Source organism: Arthrobacter sp. ISL-85 (assembly GCF_018613675.1).
In the GTDB taxonomy this organism is placed as follows: Bacteria; Actinomycetota; Actinomycetes; order Actinomycetales; family Micrococcaceae; genus Arthrobacter.
Genome location: NZ_JAGGPQ010000004.1, coordinates 76,475 through 93,845, shown reverse-complemented (window position 1 = coordinate 93,845; position 17,371 = coordinate 76,475). Strand labels below are relative to the sequence as shown.

Here is a 17,371-nt window from a genome sequence, read left to right as displayed (position 1 = left end):
ACAGCAAAGGGCGGACCATGGCCAAAGGCATTTACGTCAGCGCAACAACTCCCGGATCGGGCAAATCCCTGATCGCCCTGGGCCTGGCGGACACCCTGCACCGGCACGCGGACAGGATTGGCTTCTTCAAGCCGGTGGTCCACGGGCCCTCGGCGGCCAATGACCCCATGGTGGCCCTCATGAAGTCCCGGTTCGCGTTGGAGGACGAGAGGTGCCGCGGCGGCCTGACCCACGATGAAGTCCGCACGCTGCTCGCGGAAGGCAACCGCGCGGAAATCGACGCCCGGTGCGTGGAGATCTTCGCGGACATCGCGCGCCACTGCGACGTGGTGATCGTCGAGGGAACGGACCTGGTGGGCCAGGACTCCGCCGTCGAATTCGACCTCAACGCCAGGCTGGCCAACAACCTGGCCACACCCGTGGTGGCTGTGGTGGGTGCCAAGGGCCGGACGGTTACCGAGACCGCTGCCGCCGTCGAAGTGGCCCGCAAAGAGCTCGCCGCTGAAAGGTGCGCGCTGCTGGCCATCATGGTCAACCGGGCAAGCGCCGGAGACCTGGACGCCATCGCGGCCGCCCTGAAGCCGGGTGCTTCCGGACGGCCGGTGTACATCCTTCCTGAGCTGGAGGAGATCGCGCGCCCCACCACGGGGGAAGTGGCAGCGGCCTTGGGCGTACGGCAGATCGCCGGGACGCCGGACATGGAACGTGACGTCAGGGACATCAAGGTGGCCGCGATGAACGTGGGCAACTTCCTGAACGTGCTGGACGAGGGCGCGCTGGTGATCGTGCCCGGGGACCGGGCGGACGTGATGGTGGCCTGCCTGGCATCATCCTTCTCGCCCGAGTTCCCCGTGGCGTCAGCGCTCATCCTCACCGGTGGCCTGGCGCCGGACGCCAATATCTACCCGCTCCTTGCCCAGGCGCCGTTCCCGGTGTTCGCGGCCGATGAAGACACGTACCAGACGGCCCGCCGGGTGTCCGAGGTGCGCAGCGAGATCTGGTCGGGGCACCGGCGCAAGGTGGCTTCCGCCCTTGGGCTGTGGTCCCGGAGGGTGGATGAGGCCGAACTGGTGGAGCGTCTGCACCTGCCGCGGGCGGAGAGGATGACGCCGCTGCGGTTCCTGCATGACCTCGTCGAGCGGGCCAGGGCGCAGCGGCGCCACGTGGTCCTGCCGGAAGGAACTGACGTCAGGATCCTGCGCGCGGCCGAGATCCTGCACCGCCGGGACGTCTGCGACCTGACCCTGCTGGGCCCCGAATCAACCGTCCGGGAACTGGCCGCGGCGAGCGGCGTCGACCTGTCCGGCATCAACCTCATCGATCCCGCCACCTCGGACCTGCGGCTCAAATTCGCCGAGAAGTACGCAGAACTGCGGGCGCACAAGGGCGTGGACCTGCCCAAGGCGCTGGAGATCATGCAGGACGGAAGCTACTTCGGCACCATGATGGTCCAGCTGGGCGTGGTGGATGGGATGGTGTCCGGCGCCGCCCACACCACCGCGCACACCATCCGGCCTGCCCTGGAGTTCGTGAAGACCCGTGAGGGTGTGAAGATCGTGTCCTCGGTGTTCCTGATGCTGATGCCGGACCGGGTGCTGGTCTACGGCGACTGCGCCGTCAACCCGGACCCCAACGTTGAGCAGCTGGCGGACATCGCGCTGGCCTCGGCCGAGACCGCTGCACAGTTCGGCGTGGAACCGCGGGTGGCCATGCTCTCCTACTCCAGCGGCGGCTCCGGCGCAGGGGAAGCGGTGGACGAGGTGCGGCAGGCCACCGAACTGGTGCGCCAGCGCCGCCCGGACCTCGCCGTGGAGGGCCCCATCCAGTACGACGCCGCCGTGGATGCCTCGATCGCCGCGTCCAAGATGCCCGGCTCCACCGTCGCGGGGCAGGCCACCGTGTTCATCTTCCCGGACCTGAACACCGGCAACAACACCTACAAGGCCGTGCAGCAGAGCTCCGGTGCCGTGGCCGTGGGGCCCGTCCTGCAGGGGCTGCGGAAGCCCGTGAATGACCTTTCCCGCGGCTGCACCGTGGAGGACATCGTGAACACGGTGGCCATCACGGCCATCCAGGCGCAAGCGCAAAATCCAGCGCAGGCCCAGGTCGCCGCACACGCCCCCGCGGAGGCACCCGCCTCCTAGGAGACCATTTACAAAGTACGACGCCGGCACTCGGGTGAGTGCCGGCGTCGTACTTTGTCGGTTGTGCTTTTCCCGGGGGAACGGTCAGCTGTTGTCCGGCTTGGCCAGGCTCTCCGGGTCCTCCTGTTTGGCAGGCTCGTCGGAGAGGCCCTGCGGCGTGAGGTCCAGGCCTTCCCGGTCCTCGGGAGCCTGGGGCGCTTCCCCGGTCTCGCCAGCCTTAAGGTGCCCGGTGTCGTCCAGGGCCGGGTTGGCGCCCTCCACCCCGGTGGGATCATTCTTGCTGCCGGAGTCCGGCTGCGCGTTGAGCGGGGCGGTGCTGCTGGATCCCGTATTGGTGGGGTCGTTCTCGTCGATCGAATTGGGCTCGTTCGTCATGGAATTGTCCTCTCGGCGTGGTCCAGCCTTGTCCGCCGACTCTATGCACAGGCTTCGCCTCTCCGCAAGGAACCCGCCGGCTTGACTGCGTCAGGAGCCCGCCCGCACATGAAGACACGAAAAAGGTGCGCCCCGTTCGCTGAGCGCACCTTTTCGATTTTCCGTTCGCAGCCGTTTCCGATCGACTGCACCTATAGTAAGCATACTGATGATCTTTTTGACAAATCTCCCGGGCGGCTGTGGCGAAAGCGTTATCAGCGCCGCAGGTCAGGACCAAAAGTGCGCCAACCCGGCGCTGTCCTCCGGAGCTGCCGACCGGCCGTTGGCCCTGCAACCTATAGTGGGGGTTGAACTGCAGACGCCAGACTGAGGAGGCCCCGCATGCTCGTGCTCGTCATCAACTCCGGTTCGTCGTCGCTGAAGTACCAGGTCCGGGACGTGGCCGCCGGGACGGTGCTCACCGAGGGGCTCATCGAGAAGATCGGCATGGGTAACGGCGGCGGCGGGGACGGCGAGCCGGTGGGCCCGCGGGACCACGCGGAGGCGCTGGAGCAAGTGGATGCGGCCATCCACGAGGAACTGGGGGACCAGGAACTGGGCGCCGTGGGCCACCGGGTAGTCCACGGCGGCGAGCGGTTCGCCGAGCCCGTGCTGATAGACAACGAAATCACCCGTGCCATCGAACGCCTCAACCCGCTGGCGCCGCTGCACAACCCCGCCAACGTCCTGGGCATCCGGGCCATCACCAGGAAGTGGCCCAAGATGCCGCAGGTGGCCGTGTTCGACACCGCCTTCCACCGCACCCTGCCCGAGCACGCCTGGCGCTACGCCGTGCCGGACGAGCTCTACACCAACCACGGCATCCGCCGCTACGGCTTCCACGGCACCTCCAACGAGTACGTCGCGCGCCGGTCGGCGGCGCTGCTGGACCTCCCCGTCGAGGAGTTCGACGGCGTGATCGCCCACCTGGGCAACGGCGCGTCCGTGACCGCCATCCGCGGCGGCCGCTCCGTGGACACCTCCATGGGCTTCACCCCGCTCGAGGGCCTGGTGATGGGCACCCGGTCGGGCGACCTGGACCCCTCCATCCTGGTATTCCTTGGCCGTGCTGGATGGACACCGGAGGACATCGACACCATGCTGAACCGGGAATCGGGGCTGAAGGGCCTGGCCGGCAACAATGACATGCGCTCGGTAGTGGAGGCCTCAGAGTCTGGCAACGATAAGGCCACCATGGCGCTCGCCGTGGCGTCCTACCGGCTGGCCAAGTACATCGGCGGATACCACGTGGCCGTCGGCGGGGCCAAGGCGCTGGTATTCACCGCCGGCATCGGCGAGAACTCGCAGCAGTTCCGTGCGCAGGTGGCGGACCGGCTGGGGGCGCTGGGGATCGAACTCGACGCCGGCCTGAACGCCGGGCGGTCAAAGGAGCCACGCGTCATTTCCACGCCGCAGTCCGCCATCCCTGTCCTGGTGGTTCCCACGGACGAGGAACGCGCCATCGCGGAGGCGACTGCCGCCGTCGTCTCCTCCATCCGGTAAGTCCGCATGCCTGCGATCTCCCTGCCCATCCGGACGGAACGCCTGGTCCTGCGCCGGTTCGACGGCGGCGACCTGGACGCCTTCCACGCCTACCACTCGTTGCCGGAGACTGCGCGGTTCCTGCCCGGTCCTGCCAAGACCTATACCCAATCGATGGAGCGCGTGGGGCGGTACGCCAACTTTGTCTTCGAGAAGGAGGGGGACTGGGTGGCCCTCGCCATCGAGGCAGCTGACGAGCCGGGCCTCCTGGGTGAGGTGGTGCTCAAATGGTTGCCGGGCCGCGGACAGGCCGAAGTGGGATGGACGCTGGCGCCGGCCGCCCGCGGCAAGGGCTATGGCACGGAGGCGGCCAACGCCATGCTGCGGCTGGGTTTCGGGGAGCTGGGCCTGCACCGGATCGAAGCCCGGCTGGACGAGCTCAACAATGCCTCCGCTTCGCTCTGCAGCCGCCTGGGCATGCGGCTGGAGGCGCGGCACATCGACAAGTGGTTCTACAAGGGCCAGTGGGCCAGCGAGCTCATCTACGCCATCCTTGCCGACGAGTGGCGCATCGGTTCCGGCGGTTAGCCTTACGCCCGGCCCTTGAGGATCAGGTTCCAGTAGATCTTGGGGAACAGGTCCCGGTCCACCACCCAGGACAGCTTGCTTTCATTCCAGGTGGGCACCCGTGGGATGGTGGGCATGGACCGGTACCTGTCGTCGAACTCGGCGAACACCACGGTGTCCCGTGACACAGTGAACGGGCACACCGAGTAGCCGTTGTACTTGGCGCGCAGCGGCTTGCCTTTCCGGGCTGCCACCAGGTTCTTGGCCACCACCTTGGTCTGCTTGCGCAGCGCCCCGCCGGACTTGGAATTGGTGGTACCTGCGGCGTCGCCCAGGGACCACACATTGGGGTACCGGAGATGCCGCAGCGTCTGCCGGTCCACCTCCACGAAGCCGCCCGCATCACCGGCGGCGGGCAGGTCCGTGGCCTTGAGCCAGTCCGGCGCCGACTGCGGCGGGACCGCATTGAGGACGTCGTAGGTCAGGTCCTCCGTGGTGTGCGCGGCGTGGTTCCGGATGGTGGCCCTGCGGCCGGCCGGGCTTACCGCCACCAGTTCGCTGTTGGTCCGCAGTTCGATCCCGTACTCGGCGATCTTGCGGTCCAGCTCCCGGTCCACCTCCGGCACCCCGAACACGGTGGGGTAGGGCTGGACCATCACCACCCGGATCTTGTCCAGGACTCCCTGTTCCCGCCAGTAGTCGCAGGCAAGGTACATGGGTTTTTGGGCTGCCCCGCCGCACTTGATGGGCCCCGCCGGCATGGTGAAAACGGCGGTCCCGGAGGTCATGGCACTGAGCAGGGTCCAGGCTTTGGGAGCGAGGTCGAATTCGTAATGGGATGCTCCGTGCGGCGAATGCACGGCCTCGGCGAGTCCGGGCACTGCGTCCCAGTCATACTGCAGCCCCGGGCACACGACCAGCTGGCCGTAAGCCACCGAAGCCCCCGATTCCAGGGTGATCGTATTGGCGATCGCGTCGACGCCGGCGGCGGCGTCCCGGATCCAGGTGACGCCCTGGGGGACAACCGATTGCTGCGGGCGGACGGCCTCCTGGGCCTGGGCCCGGCCGCCTGCAATATGCGAGAACAGCGGCTGGTAGAGGTGGTTGTCCCGGGGCTCGATTACGGCCACGTCCTTGACGCCGTAGCGCCGCAAGCGGGCCGCCAGGGAGATGCCGGCATTGCCCCCGCCGATGATCACTACCTCATTCTGGGCAGCCACGGGCCTACTTCTTCTCGGTCAGGGCCGAGGCCTTGTGCGCTGCCCGGGCACCGGTCTTGTCCGATTCCACCACATACTGCGGTTCATCCCCGCTGGCCCGGTGCGTGCTGCCGTCGAGCTCGAAGTCGCTGGTTTTCTTCTCCACGATCCTGCCGTGCGTCTTGCCCTGCGGCGTGTTCCATTCCACGCGGGTTCCCTTGCTCAATGACATGCCTGCTCCTCTGCTATTCCGTGCCGGAAAACAAGTGCCCCCCAATGGTAAGCATGGCTAGCTTTTGCATGTATGTGCTATTTCAGGCCCGCGCCTGGCAGGAGTCCGGTGGCGCCCAGGGCATCGGCGATGAACGCGTAGTCCCAGGCCCGTTCCCGCCACTGCACGTACCGGCCGGAGGCTCCGCCGTGGCCGCCGTCCATCTCGATCTTCATGACGATCGGCTGGGACCCGGTGGTCTTGTTCCGCAGTTCCTGCACCCATTTGGCCGGTTCCACGTAGAGAACCCTGGTGTCGTTGAAGGAGGTTACGGCGGCGATCCTGGGGTAAGCCACTTCCCGCACGTTTTCGTAGGGGGAGTACGACTTCATGTAGGCGTAGGCCTGGGGATCCGTGATGGGGTTGCCCCATTCCTCCCACTCCAGCGCGGACAGCGGCAGGTCCGGGTCCAGGATGCTGGTGAGCGGGTCCACGAACGGTACCTGCGCCACGATGGCGGCATACTTCTCCGGCGCCATGTTGGCCACGGCGCCCATCAGCAGCCCACCGGCCGAACCGCCCAGCGCCGCGATCCGTGCGGGGTCCACCCACCCGGAGCCCGCCAGCCAGTCGGTGGCGTCCACGAAGTCCGTAAAGGTGTTCTTCTTGGTGAGCTTCTTGCCGTCCTCGTACCAGTGCCGGCCCAGCTCCCCGCCACCCCGGATGTGGGCAATCACGAACACCACGCCGCGGTCCAGCAGCGACAGCCGGGCGACGCCGAACCCGGGATCAATGCTCATCTCATACGAGCCGTACCCGTAGACCAGGCCGGCCGCCGTCGAATCCTGTTGGACGGCCTTGTGCCGCAGGACGGACAGCGGGATGCGCGTGCCGTCGCCGGCGGTGGCCCATTCCCTGGTGGCCACGTAGTCGCTGCCGTCGTAGCCGCCCAGGACGGGGCTTTCCTTGCGCAGCAGAAGCTCGCCGGCAGGCTGCCCGGGAGTGGGCAGGACGAAGTCGTAGATGCGCGACGGCGTGAAGTAGGACGTGTAGCCCAGCCGGATCACAGGTGCCTCGTAATCCGAGCCGCCCACGCCGGCGGTGTAGAGCTCCTCGTCGAAGGCCGGTTCCATGGGCTCCTGCTGGGCTGGCGTGCCCAGCCCGGCCAGCTCCATTACCTGGACGCGTTCGATGGTGTCCTTGCGGATGGACACGATCAGGTGCGTTGAGGTGACGCCGGCGCCGTTGACGCGGACCTCGTCGGAGTGCTCGACGACGGTCTGCCAGGCCTGTTCGGCCAGCGGCTTTGCGAGCTCGGCCGGGTCCGCCAGGGAGACCATGGAGTTGATGGCACCGCGGTTGTGGGTGAGCAGGATGCGCTCTTCGCCGTTGAGGAGGAAGGGTTCTGCCTCATACAGGACGCGCTCGTCGCGGGAAATCACGGTGGTCACCGTGGCAGTGGGGTCGCCGAAACGCAGCAGCCTGGTTTCGCTGTATTCCGAGCAGCCGATCCCCAGGACCAGGTAGCGCCGGTCCGCGGAGAGCTCGAAGCCCAGCCACATGGCGGCGTCATCCTCCTGGTACACCACCACGTCGTCGGCCACTGGGGTGCCCAGGACGTGCGCCTTCACCTGGTAGGGGCGCCAGGACTCATCCACCACTGTGTAGAACAGGCGGGTGCCGTCCGGGGAGAACGCGACGCCGTAGAAAATGTCCTCGATGACGTCCGGCAGCAGTTCGCCGGTGCGGAGGTCCTTGATCCGCAGGGTGAAGCGTTCGTCGCCCGAGTTGTCCACGGCGTAGGCGTAGAGGTTACCGTCAACGGTGACGGCGGTCCCGCCGACGGAAAAGAACGGCTTGCCTTCAGCTTCCACATTCCCGTCCAGCAGGATTTCCTCACCGGGAATCCCCGCGCCGGCCTCCACGCCCGGCGGAGTCCAGTCGGCCACCTTGTCCCCGCTGTCCTCCGCCTTCACGCGGCAGTGGATGCCGTACTCCTTGCCCTCCGAGGAGCGGCTGAAGTACCACCAGCCATCCTTGCGGTGCGGGACGGAAAGATCGGTTTCCTGGGTGCGGCCCTTGATCTCCTGGAAGATGGCCTCGCGGAGCGGTTCCTGGCCGGCGGTGACTGCTTCCTGGTACGCGTTTTCGGCCCTCAGGTGCTCCACTACCTCGGGCGACTCCTTGTCCCGCAGCCACTCGTAGTTGTCCACGAACGTCTCTCCGTGGTGGGTGCGCTCGGTGGGGATCTTCTTGGCGGCCGGGGGCGCCGGGATCGCAGTGCCGGTGGAGTCCTGCAGGGAAGTGGAGGTCATGGATTCAATATATAGACCACTGCCGCCGCGCCGGCAGGGCGTTCGCTACCGGGGGAGAGGGGGGCAACTGGAAAGGGGCGAAAGACTCTGGGATCCGGTGCGCGGCCCCTGGCAGGCTGGAAGTGCGCTTTACGGAAAGGAGAAGCCATGACCGTCGAATCCGGACCGGCTCCCCGGGCCAAGGCATGGCTTGAGGTGGCCAGGGGCGTGGGAACGTCCGGCGTCATGCTTGTCCGCAGGAGGGTGCACCTTCCCAAGGAAAACGTGGGCCGTGTGCTGCGTTTCGCCGACGGGAGCACGTCGCGGGTCTACCGGGAGACCGCCGTCGACCACCAACCCAGTGAGCCCTGTGTCCTGGTGGTGGTGTTCACGCTGCGGCTGGCACGGGGCCGGGCGCACCGCTTGTTCGAGGCGGAAAGCATCCTGAACACCCCGCTCTTCGTGGGGTTCCCGGGGTTTGTCTCCAAGCTATGGTGCGCCCATGACACTTTCGGTGCCTACCGGGGGCTGTATGAGTGGGACGGTGCCGGGCGGGCCCAAGAATACGCTGCGGCACTCTGGCGGGTCCTGGCACTCGTCAGCGTCCCCGGCTCCATCAGCTACAAGGTGCTTCCCGGGCTGCGCCGCGACCAGGTGATCGCCAATCCCGGTTTAATGCAGGGTGCGCCCCGTTCCGACCACGCCTGGTGGCGGCTCCTTCCCCAGGTGTGAGGTCCAGGCGCCACAGGCAGGCATGACGTCAGGGCGTGCTGGCGGTCCGCCCCGACGGGTCCGTGGGATTCCGCTGCGGTGACGCGCACTCCGCCCAGCTGCGCGACTGGCTGCGCCTGGTCGGCGCTGTGGGAAGCATTGGACAAGCCCGGCCTGAAGGCTGGTTGCGGGCGGATGGCAAGCGTAGTCTTTTCAGTTCAAGGCACATCCGCCCAGTGCGTGATCCGCCCAGTGTGAGAGGGGAAGTTCATGACCATCCCGCCAGTGCACGAACCTGAGCCGTTTCCGCCGGAGCCAGGTCCGGAGCCCACGTCCCCGGATCCCACCCAGCCGCGCCCGCCGGGACCGCCGTCCCCAAATCCGTTCCCCGCCCCGCCGGCGCCGGGCCCGTTGCCCGTCCCGGATCCCGGACCGGCGCCGCTCCGTCCGGACCCCACCAGGGACTGACTGCAAACCGCAAAGGGGCCTTCCGCTGACTGCAAATGCGCGTGGAAGACCCCTTTCCCATGTCCCGGGAGGGGACGAAAATCTTCCGCAATTGAAAGCTCAAAACCCTTGCAGGCCTGCTCCTCCAGTGCTAAAAAATCTATATCAGCCACTACAGATCGGCTGATGTGGAAACTATGTTGGACCATCTCTGATTAAGGAGGGAAGCCATGTTGATGCGAACCGATCCGTTCCGCGAGCTGGACAGGCTGGCCCAGCAGGTCCTCGGCACGGCTGCACGCCCCGCGGCGATGCCGATGGATGCATGGCGTGAGGACCAGGAATTCGTCGTCGCCTTCGATTTGCCCGGTGTTACAGCCGACTCGGTAAACCTGGATGTTGAACGGAATGTCCTGACGGTGCGGGCCGAACGCCCGGACCCCACAGGCAAGGACACGGAACTTATTGCCGCTGAGCGGCCGCGCGGCGTCTTCAGCCGCCAGCTGATCCTCGGCGACACGCTCGACACGGAGCATGTGAAGGCCAGCTACGATGCCGGCGTCCTGACGCTGCGGATCCCGGTTGTCGAAAAGGCCAAACCGCGCAAAATCGAGATTGAAACGAAGGGGGCAAAGCAGGAAATCGCCGCTTAGTTTCATCACAGGACCGGGAGGCGGGCACATCTTGTTGACTGCCTTTTTGGGGCGAATAGCCATTCTGTGCACGCCACAGCGCCAGACAGCGCATCGGCAGCTTAGGCCTTAACCTCCCGATACGGTGGCCCCCGGCTTCGGCCGGGGGCCATCCACGCCTAAGGACCCGCCGCCAGTGCCCTGCGTCAGACGCCGAGTTCAAGCATCAGCGCCGGCAGTTCATCGGCAAGTTCGCGGGCCAGGAATCCCAGCGGCCCCAACCTGCTCGCCAGCCGGTCCCCCGCCGCTGCATGCAGGTGGGTACCCCAGCAGGCCGCCTGGGCGCCGGTGGTTCCGCGGGCCCGGAGCCCGGCAATGGTGCCTGCCAGGACGTCGCCGCTGCCGGAGGTCCCCAAGCCGCCGTACCCGGTGGTGATTTTCCATAGTGCGGGCTCGTCCGGGTTCAGGCCAGGCGGCTGGGTTATGAGTCCCTGGCAGCTGACCACGGCGTCGAACCTTGCGGAGATTTCGGCGAGGTCTTTTTCGAGGTCCTCCACATCCCGTCCCAGCAGGATGGCCGCTTCCTTGGGGTTCGGCGTCAGGATCAGCCGGCCCCGCCACGGGGCCAGTTGGTCCTCCAGTTGCACCAGGGCGCCCAGCGCGTAGGCATCGAGGACGACGGCGGGGCCTTCCTCGTCGCCCGCGGCACCCTCAGAGTTGCCGTCACCGTCACGGCGCACCTCGCGTTCGAGCATCGCCTGCAGCAGCTCAACGGCCAGGTCCGGATCATCCAACCCGGGCCCCACCAGCAGGGTGTCGGCCCGGTCCAGGTAGGAGGAGATGCCATCGAGCTCCGGTTTGACGGAGCCCCCGGGAGTTTCCGGCAGGCCGATTGCGCCGCATTCCGGCACGGCCACCCCCAGCTGCACGGCCACGGACCCGGCCACGGCCAGCGTGAGCTTCCCGGCCCCCGCCCGCAGTGCTGAAACGCCGGCCAGCAGTGCGGCGCCGGGGGTGGCCCGGGCTCCGCCCACCACCAGCACGGAGCCGCGCGAATATTTGTCCTCGCCCGGCGCCGGCAGCGGCCATTCCCGCAGGAGGGACGGCGCCACCAGGGTGGCGCCGGAGGAATCACCGTGGCCGGACACTGGTGTCTCCCGCGTGCTCGGTGACGGCAACGCCCTGCTCCGCCAGGTGGTCGGCAACATTGAAGCTCTCCAAGGTCCAGGGGCCCACGCCGGAGGGCCGGACGAACCGGGTCACCGATGCGTTGAGGATGGCCTCCCTCGCCGCAATGTCCAGCAGTTCCTGCTCGCTCAGCCCTTCCAGCACATAGCGGAACAGCATGATCACGGCATCGTGGCATACCAGCATTACCCGCTGACCCATGCCGACGCTGTTCAGCTCGGCCAGGACCGACCGCAGCCGCAGCGCCACATCCGCCCAGGATTCGCCGCCCGGCGGCCGGTAGTACAGCTTGCCCAGCCAGTCCCGGCGCTCGGATTCTTCGGGGTACCGGTTTTCCACGCCCCGCCGGGTAAGCCGGTCAAGGATGCCGAGCTCGCGGTCCCGGAGCCGCTCGTCCGTGCGCACCTGCAGCGGCCAGCCGGCGGTTTCCACGGCAATCCCGGCCGTCTGGCGTGCCCGTGCATACGGAGAGGACACCACCGCGTCCGGGCGGAACTCCTCCGCGGTCCGTCCCAAGGCAATGCCCAGTGCCTTTGCCTGGTCCCTGCCGGTTTCGGACAGATCCACGTCTGCGTCGCGGGCGGGAACCTCGATGACCTCCACCCCGGCCTCACGGGCCTCGGTGGCCGCAACATTGCCTTCGCTCTCACCGTGCCGGATCAGGAGCAGCTCCACCGCCCCGGCCTGCTGGACCCCCTCCGTCAGGCCGTCGTCGTTCGCCGAAGCACCCTTCGCTCGCTCACCCTTCACAACACACCCCGTCCGCTCGCCGTACCAAATGCAGGAACATTACCCACGGGGCGGCGGAAAATAACGGACGCAGTTCGACGCGCATTTTCCTTCGCGACCCGCAAACTCATCGTCGCGCCCCAAAAGATTGGGGCGTCAGGGAATCTGCGCGTCGGCAGAAGTTTTGCGCGTCGCCGCACGATGTGTGGAGCGGGAGCTACCGCTCCGGCGTCAGGACCTTGGAGAACACCGTGGCGCCGTTGGCATTGCGCAGGCTCACCGTGAAGCTGTTGTCCTCACCCAGCTGGACATGCCCGAAGAACTGGTTTTCGCCGTCGCGCGGTGATTCCCCGGCGAAGCGCCCCGCCTTGGAGAACACCACCTCGGGGCCGAAGGTGCCGTCCATGGCGTTGGGCCCGAAGGAACCGGCGGCGATGGGCCCGGCCACGAACTCCCAGAACGGATCGAAGTCGGTGAAGGCGGCCCGCTCGGGGGAGTAGTGGTGGGCGGCGCAGTAGTGCACGTCGGCGGTGAGCCAGACCGTGTTCTTCACTCCGTTGCGCTTGAAGGCGCTCAGCACCCCGGCGATCTCCAGCTCCCGGCCCAAGGGCGCGCCGGCGTCGCGGTTTGACACGCTCTCCTCGTTCACTGGACCGTCCGGCACCACGACGCCGAGCGGCAGGTCGTTGGCGATGACCTTCCACGTGGCCTTGGACTTGGAGACTTCGCTGATGAGCCAGTCCACCTGTTCCTGGCCCAGGATGGCCGTGGCGTAGGGTTCCTTGCCGTCCGTGTTGGGGGACTTGTAGGTGCGCATGTCCAGGCAGAAAATGTCCAGCTGCGGCCCGCGGGAGATCTTCCGGTAAATCCGGGCCGGTTGGTACTGGCCGGCGTCGTCGAATGTTCCTGGCCGCCACAGGGCGGAGGTGTCCGCGATGGGCATGTTTTCCTGCCACGCCTGCCGGCCGCGGGCAGCGAGGGTGTTGACGTCCCGCACCGTGTAGCGGGGGTCGTCCAGAATCTGGCCCGGGTACCAGTTGTTGTGGGTCTCGTGGTCGTCCCACTGCGCGATCACCGGCACGTCAGCGAACAGGGCGCGCACGTTGGCGTCCATGGAGTTGTAGCGGTGCCGGCCGCGGAACTCGGTCAGCGTTTCGGCCACCTTGGACACCTCCTCGGTGACCAGGTTCCGCCACACCTGTCCGTCCTTTTCCACCACGGTTTCGGCGATGGGGCCGTCGGCGTAGATGGTGTCGTCGGAGTGGATGAAGAAGTCCGGGCGGGTCTGGTGCATTGCCCGGTAGCCGCGCATCCCGCCGATCTCCTCGTTGATGCCCCACCCCTGGCCGGCAGTGTCGCCGGTCCACACAAAGCTTTGCGCGGACGACGCCGGGACGTCGCCGCCGCTTGTCGCACCCGTGCGGCCCTTGCCGTTGACCGTCCCGGTGTCCGGCGCCGTGCGGAAGCTGCCGCGGACCGTCTCACTTGCCGCGCCGCCGTCGTCCTCGAAGCTGATCTCCAGCGCGAAGCGGGTGTTGGGCGGCAGGTTTCCGGCGTGGATCTTCGCGGTGAAGTCGGACGCCTGGGTGGCGCGGGGCCCGCGGAGGACCCGCTCAAAGGCACCGCGCCCACCCAGGACCTGGCCGCCGTCGTCCACTGCGCGCAGGACCGCTGTCATCCGGCCCGCGCCCGAGGCACGGGACCAGAGGACGACGGAATCGGAGGTGACGTCGCCGGTGGCCATACCGCTGGGCAGGGTGAGCCGGTTGCGGACAAGCGCGACGCCGGCGGGAGACTGGGCGGCTGCCGTGGCATTGGCGGCAGGCACGGAGGCCAGCGCGGCGGCAACGACCGAACCCTTGACGATGGTGCGGCGGGAAACTGTGGAGCGGGAAGTTTCAGTCATGTCCTCAGGCTTTCGCGCGCCGGCACACAGATCCTGTCCCTCGGGTGAACCAGCGGTGAGCCGACGCTGAACATGGAGTGGCTGGATCCGACGCGCAAGTACATCCCCGACACGCACGTTCCCAACCGCCCCCGATATGCGGGCCGCGGAGGGGAACATGCGCCGCGGTATCGAATATGCGCGTCGCCAAGCGGGCCGGGCGAAGCCGGCTGGCAGCTCTATGGCTTCGCGAAGTCGCCGATCCGGCCCTCCCGCAACGCCGCGCCCACCGCCGCGATGCCGCCGTAGTCCGGAAACAGTACGGACTGCCCGGCAACGAAGCCGGAGCCCGCCGTCGGAAGCGTCATGGTGCCGATGGCGTTCACATCAAGGTTCCGGAGGCTGTAGGCCAGCATCGCGGCCTGGACGGGATCAAAGCCCCTGTCCACCGTGAGGCAGCAGGAGGCGAAGTCGACCAGCGACCGGACCGCGGTCACGTCGTTCAGGGCGCCGCCACCGGTGAGGCGGGCGAGGATGGCGCGGAGCATGATCTGCTGGTCGCGGACGCGCTGGAAATCGCCGTCGGAGAAGGCGTAGCGCTCGCGGGAGAATTCCAGGGCGGCCTGGCCATCGAGGTGGTTCATGCCGGCGCTGAAGACGTGCTGGGTTTCGATTGTGGATTGGAAGGCGATGGGCACGTTGACGTCGATGCCGCCCAGGCCGTCCACCAGGATCTTGAAGCCGCCGAAGTCGAGCATCAGGGTGTGGTCAATGGTGATCCCCAGCAACTGCTGCACGGTGGCAGTTTCCATATCGATCCCGCCATATTGCAGCCCGGCGTTGATCTTGGCGCTGCCGAAACCGGGGATGTCCACCCAGTTGTCGCGGTTGATGGAGATGAGGTAAAGGTTCCGCCGGTCGGCAGGAACGTGCACCACCATCAGGGTGTCCGCCCGCTGGTCCTGGGGTTCGCCGGTGGCTGCCGTGTGGGCGGCGGCGTCGCGTGCAGGGACATCGCGGGTGTCGCTGCCGATGACGAGAATGTTCATCGCGGTTGCGGGCAGGTCCGGAATCGGGGCGGGCGGCGGTGGGGGCGCGGGAGCCGGTGGGGGAGTTTCGGACGGGGTTGGCGTGGGCGTGGGAGTTGCGCTGGGCGACTGGGTTTGGGTGGCTGCAGGCTGGGCGTCCGTGCCCGCCCGGTTAAGGCTGAAGACCGCGATGCCGGCCGCCACCACCAGCACCAGCGCCAGCAGCGCGGCGATCCAGCGGCGGCGCCCCATCGCAAGCATCCAGGCAGGCCGGTGGGAACTGGTCGGGCCGGGTTGCCTGGAACCGGGGTTTCCGGCGCCGCCCGGTCCGGATTGATCAGGACCGCCTGGGATGCTCATGACGCCTCCACCTCATTGTGACTGGTGGGATCAGTGTCCGTCCCCCAGGCCCAAGTTGGCTACAGGAGTATCCAAACTGTCACCTTAGGGTTCCCAGTGCGGCTCCGGCATCATTTACGGCTGGGCAGCGTTTGGGCTCAAGGGGGCGTTCAGGCGCGCATGGCGCAGGATGGAGACGATCGCGGGGGCCAGTTGGTCCTCCATCTCCCGGTAGACCTCAGGAGCGCGGCGGTACGGGTCCACGATGTCGTTGTCCGAAGCGTCCGCAGGAAGCGAGAGGTGCCGCACCCCGGCGGCCCGCGCCGGCAAGCCCCGCCATAAGGCGGCGTTGGCAGCGAGCCGGGCGTCGTCGTCGGACGCGTTTCCTTCCAAAGGTACGACGGCGGCGGGCTCGCCGTCAGCAGCGGCGGCGGCCCGCTGGTCCAGGACGTCCACCATCCGCGCGAACTCGCGGATGGTGAAGGTCCGTTTGAGCAGCGAGGCATCGAGTTGGAGGACTTCGCCTCGGTGCCCGGCGGTCATGGTGAGCACCAGGTCCACGCCGCGCAGGATCTTCGGCGTGAGCTGCCGCGCGGCGAATCCTTCCGGGTTCCCGCCAAAGGTCCGCACGATGTCCGCTGACATGGGCTGCATGGGCTCGCCCACCAGGGCACGGGTGCCGGCGCTGGCCACCTGGAAGCCGCCCGGCACCACCTGGTCCAGCCCTGCCTGCAGCAGCCGCTCGGCCACGGGTGAACGGCAGATGTTCCCGGTGCAGACAGTCAGGATGCGTACTGGCGCGGAAGTGTCCAAGGAGATTTTCTCTTTCCCAGCTGGTGCCGGATCCGTTCGGGCCCGTGCCCTTCAACTTAACATGCAACGGCGCGGCGGCGGCCTCCAACCTGGGTGGCGCTGCCGCGCCGTGCGCATTTCCGGACGGGCCGGAGGGCCGGCTACAGGGTTGCCAGCAGCTGCTTCATCTGACTGATCTCCGCCTGCTGGGCGTCCACGATGTCATGGCCCAGCCTGACCGCATCCGGGAACTTCCCGGCGCTGATCTCCTGCTGTGCCATGTCGATGGCGCCCTCGTGATGGCCGGTCATCTGCTCGAGGAACAGCCGTGCGGCCTCGGCGCCCATGGCGGATTTGAGTTTGTCGATGCCGGCGTCGTCCACCATGCCCTCCATGCCGTGCCCGGAGTGGCCGCTCATCATGGTGGGCACGTTCCAGCCGGTAAGCCAGCCGGTCATTTGCCTGATTTCAGGTGCCTGCGCCGCCTTGATTTTCGTGGCCAGCGCGGTCACCTCGGCAGGCATGTCCGGTTTGGCCAGGATGATGTCGCTTATCTCCACGGCCTGGGCGTGGTGCGGGATCATCATCTGGGCAAACATGACGTCCGCCTGGTTGTGGTCCACGTTGGCGCTGGGAGCCATGCTGGCCATGGGGCTGGAACTGCCGTGGCCCAGAGGCGCGCTGTTGCCGGAGCCGGTGTTGGCGGCGCAACCAGCGAGGCCGAGCGAGGAGGCCAGGGCGGCAGCAATGGACAGGGTCTTGAGAGTGGTGTTCATGGTTGTCCTTCAGGGATGTGGTTGGAACTGGGCCGTGATGGGTGGCGCAGTCCGGTTTACGTCCGGCTGATGGACAGGTCGCAGGGGGTTGGGCTGGGCGGCAGGTAGCCGTAGGCAGGGCCGGCGTTGCTGGCTCCGGGCTGCAGCGGCAGGACAGCCAGGGTTGCCTGTGGCGGTGAAAGGGTGACCGGGGCGCCGGGAGCCGATGGGATGCAGGGCGCCCCCGATTCCTGCGCTCCGGGACACGAACCACTGCAGGCGGTCCCAATGACAGGCATGTCCATGGGGGACGCGGCCGGGGCGTGGCCAGCATGGCTGCCGCACCCCGCGCCTGCAGGATGGGCGACGGCGGTGTACCCGGCCCGGTGGGAGGCGTTCGGCACTGCCCCGTGCGAGGAATGGCCGGAGGTCAGCACGTGCATGCCCAGCAGCCCGCCGATGATGGCCAGGGCAGCAGCGAGCAGCCGGGCCCGGCGAAGGAGGGGCGCCGCGGCCCGGGTGGCCACGGGCGCCCCTCCCTCCAGGCGGTTCAT

At 67.6% G+C, this 17,371-nt stretch carries 16 protein-coding genes; 5 read left to right on the top strand and 11 right to left on the bottom strand.

Annotation, left to right across the window (positions count from 1 at the left end; translation table 11 throughout):
* Positions 1 to 17 precede the first annotated feature (17 nt).
* Positions 18 to 2,144 carry a phosphate acetyltransferase gene (gene pta / locus J7I84_RS02460; protein WP_214940172.1) on the top strand — a complete coding sequence of 709 codons (2,127 nt, stop codon included), beginning with the start codon at positions 18 to 20 and terminating at the stop codon, positions 2,142 to 2,144.
* 84 nt (positions 2,145 to 2,228) lie between these two features.
* On the opposite strand, the gene J7I84_RS02455 is transcribed toward pta, so the two are convergent.
* Positions 2,229 to 2,519: a hypothetical protein gene (locus tag J7I84_RS02455; RefSeq protein ID WP_214940170.1), complete on the bottom strand. Its 291-nt coding sequence runs from the start codon at positions 2,517 to 2,519 to the stop codon at positions 2,229 to 2,231.
* Positions 2,520 to 2,900: 381 nt separating this feature from the next.
* Here J7I84_RS02455 and J7I84_RS02450 point away from each other — a divergent pair, with 381 nt between their 5' ends.
* Complete coding sequence (locus J7I84_RS02450; protein WP_214940168.1) at positions 2,901 to 4,061, top strand: acetate kinase; 1,161 nt, start codon at positions 2,901 to 2,903, stop codon at positions 4,059 to 4,061.
* Positions 4,062 to 4,067: 6 nt separating this feature from the next.
* On the top strand, positions 4,068 to 4,628 hold the full coding sequence (locus J7I84_RS02445; RefSeq protein ID WP_214940166.1) for a GNAT family N-acetyltransferase: 561 nt from the start codon (positions 4,068 to 4,070) through the stop codon (positions 4,626 to 4,628).
* 2 nt (positions 4,629 to 4,630) lie between these two features.
* Here the strand turns inward: J7I84_RS02445 and J7I84_RS02440 are convergent, their stop codons facing one another.
* The 3 genes from J7I84_RS02440 to J7I84_RS02430 all read right to left on the bottom strand — a co-directional run bounded on the left by J7I84_RS02440 (position 4,631) and on the right by J7I84_RS02430 (position 8,332).
* Positions 4,631 to 5,827 (bottom strand): NAD(P)/FAD-dependent oxidoreductase, encoded by a 1,197-nt coding sequence (locus J7I84_RS02440; RefSeq protein ID WP_214940164.1) that lies wholly within the window; start codon positions 5,825 to 5,827, stop codon positions 4,631 to 4,633.
* Between the two features lie 4 nt (positions 5,828 to 5,831).
* Positions 5,832 to 6,038 carry a DUF2945 domain-containing protein gene (locus J7I84_RS02435; RefSeq protein WP_214940161.1) on the bottom strand — a complete coding sequence of 69 codons (207 nt, stop codon included), beginning with the start codon at positions 6,036 to 6,038 and terminating at the stop codon, positions 5,832 to 5,834.
* 77 nt (positions 6,039 to 6,115) lie between these two features.
* Positions 6,116 to 8,332, bottom strand: a complete 2,217-nt coding sequence (locus tag J7I84_RS02430) for a S9 family peptidase (RefSeq protein ID WP_214940158.1) — start codon at positions 8,330 to 8,332, stop codon at positions 6,116 to 6,118.
* Between the two features lie 147 nt (positions 8,333 to 8,479).
* Between J7I84_RS02430 and J7I84_RS02425 the strand changes: the two genes are divergently transcribed.
* The gene (locus J7I84_RS02425; protein WP_214940156.1) at positions 8,480 to 9,043 is read left to right on the top strand and encodes a hypothetical protein; all 564 of its coding nucleotides are present in this window, start codon (positions 8,480 to 8,482) and stop codon (positions 9,041 to 9,043) included.
* A 656-nt stretch (positions 9,044 to 9,699) separates the two neighbouring features.
* The gene (locus tag J7I84_RS02420; RefSeq protein ID WP_214940153.1) at positions 9,700 to 10,122 is read left to right on the top strand and encodes an Hsp20/alpha crystallin family protein; all 423 of its coding nucleotides are present in this window, start codon (positions 9,700 to 9,702) and stop codon (positions 10,120 to 10,122) included.
* A gap of 185 nt (positions 10,123 to 10,307) precedes the next feature.
* Here J7I84_RS02420 and J7I84_RS02415 read toward each other — a convergent pair whose 3' ends face one another.
* The 7 genes from J7I84_RS02415 to J7I84_RS02385 all read right to left on the bottom strand — a co-directional run bounded on the left by J7I84_RS02415 (position 10,308) and on the right by J7I84_RS02385 (position 17,371).
* Positions 10,308 to 11,249, bottom strand: a complete 942-nt coding sequence (locus J7I84_RS02415) for an ADP/ATP-dependent (S)-NAD(P)H-hydrate dehydratase (RefSeq protein ID WP_311381051.1) — start codon at positions 11,247 to 11,249, stop codon at positions 10,308 to 10,310.
* Positions 11,233 to 12,039, bottom strand: a complete 807-nt coding sequence (locus tag J7I84_RS02410) for a histidine phosphatase family protein (protein WP_311381050.1) — start codon at positions 12,037 to 12,039, stop codon at positions 11,233 to 11,235. Before J7I84_RS02410 ends, J7I84_RS02415 begins: the two co-directional genes overlap by 17 nt.
* A 196-nt stretch (positions 12,040 to 12,235) precedes the next feature.
* Positions 12,236 to 13,924 carry an alkaline phosphatase gene (locus J7I84_RS02405; RefSeq protein ID WP_214940146.1) on the bottom strand — a complete coding sequence of 563 codons (1,689 nt, stop codon included), beginning with the start codon at positions 13,922 to 13,924 and terminating at the stop codon, positions 12,236 to 12,238.
* A 218-nt stretch (positions 13,925 to 14,142) separates the two neighbouring features.
* Positions 14,143 to 15,291, bottom strand: coding sequence for an LCP family protein (locus J7I84_RS02400; protein ID WP_214940144.1), 1,149 nt, complete (start codon positions 15,289 to 15,291; stop codon positions 14,143 to 14,145).
* 114 nt (positions 15,292 to 15,405) lie between these two features.
* On the bottom strand, positions 15,406 to 16,083 hold the full coding sequence (locus tag J7I84_RS02395; RefSeq protein ID WP_214940141.1) for a low molecular weight phosphatase family protein: 678 nt from the start codon (positions 16,081 to 16,083) through the stop codon (positions 15,406 to 15,408).
* A gap of 140 nt (positions 16,084 to 16,223) precedes the next feature.
* Positions 16,224 to 16,838 carry a DUF305 domain-containing protein gene (locus J7I84_RS02390; protein ID WP_214940138.1) on the bottom strand — a complete coding sequence of 205 codons (615 nt, stop codon included), beginning with the start codon at positions 16,836 to 16,838 and terminating at the stop codon, positions 16,224 to 16,226.
* 56 nt (positions 16,839 to 16,894) lie between these two features.
* Entirely contained in the window at positions 16,895 to 17,371 is a 477-nt protein-coding gene (locus J7I84_RS02385) for a hypothetical protein (RefSeq protein WP_251045948.1), read from the bottom strand.

Bases quoted from the DNA above. Each gene is read 5' to 3' on its own strand.
- pta (WP_214940172.1), top strand. From the start codon at position 18: ATGGCCAAAGGCATTTACGTCAGCGCAACAACTCCCGGATCGGGCAAA.
- J7I84_RS02455 (WP_214940170.1), bottom strand. From the start codon at position 2,519: ATGACGAACGAGCCCAATTCGATCGACGAGAACGACCCCACCAATACG.
- J7I84_RS02450 (WP_214940168.1), top strand. From the start codon at position 2,901: ATGCTCGTGCTCGTCATCAACTCCGGTTCGTCGTCGCTGAAGTACCAG.
- J7I84_RS02445 (WP_214940166.1), top strand. From the start codon at position 4,068: ATGCCTGCGATCTCCCTGCCCATCCGGACGGAACGCCTGGTCCTGCGC.
- J7I84_RS02435 (WP_214940161.1), bottom strand. From the start codon at position 6,038: ATGTCATTGAGCAAGGGAACCCGCGTGGAATGGAACACGCCGCAGGGC.
- J7I84_RS02430 (WP_214940158.1), bottom strand. From the start codon at position 8,332: ATGACCTCCACTTCCCTGCAGGACTCCACCGGCACTGCGATCCCGGCG.
- J7I84_RS02425 (WP_214940156.1), top strand. From the start codon at position 8,480: ATGACCGTCGAATCCGGACCGGCTCCCCGGGCCAAGGCATGGCTTGAG.
- J7I84_RS02420 (WP_214940153.1), top strand. From the start codon at position 9,700: ATGTTGATGCGAACCGATCCGTTCCGCGAGCTGGACAGGCTGGCCCAG.
- J7I84_RS02405 (WP_214940146.1), bottom strand. From the start codon at position 13,924: ATGACTGAAACTTCCCGCTCCACAGTTTCCCGCCGCACCATCGTCAAG.
- J7I84_RS02400 (WP_214940144.1), bottom strand. From the start codon at position 15,291: ATGAGCATCCCAGGCGGTCCTGATCAATCCGGACCGGGCGGCGCCGGA.
- J7I84_RS02390 (WP_214940138.1), bottom strand. From the start codon at position 16,838: ATGAACACCACTCTCAAGACCCTGTCCATTGCTGCCGCCCTGGCCTCC.
- J7I84_RS02385 (WP_251045948.1), bottom strand. From the start codon at position 17,371: ATGAACCGCCTGGAGGGAGGGGCGCCCGTGGCCACCCGGGCCGCGGCG.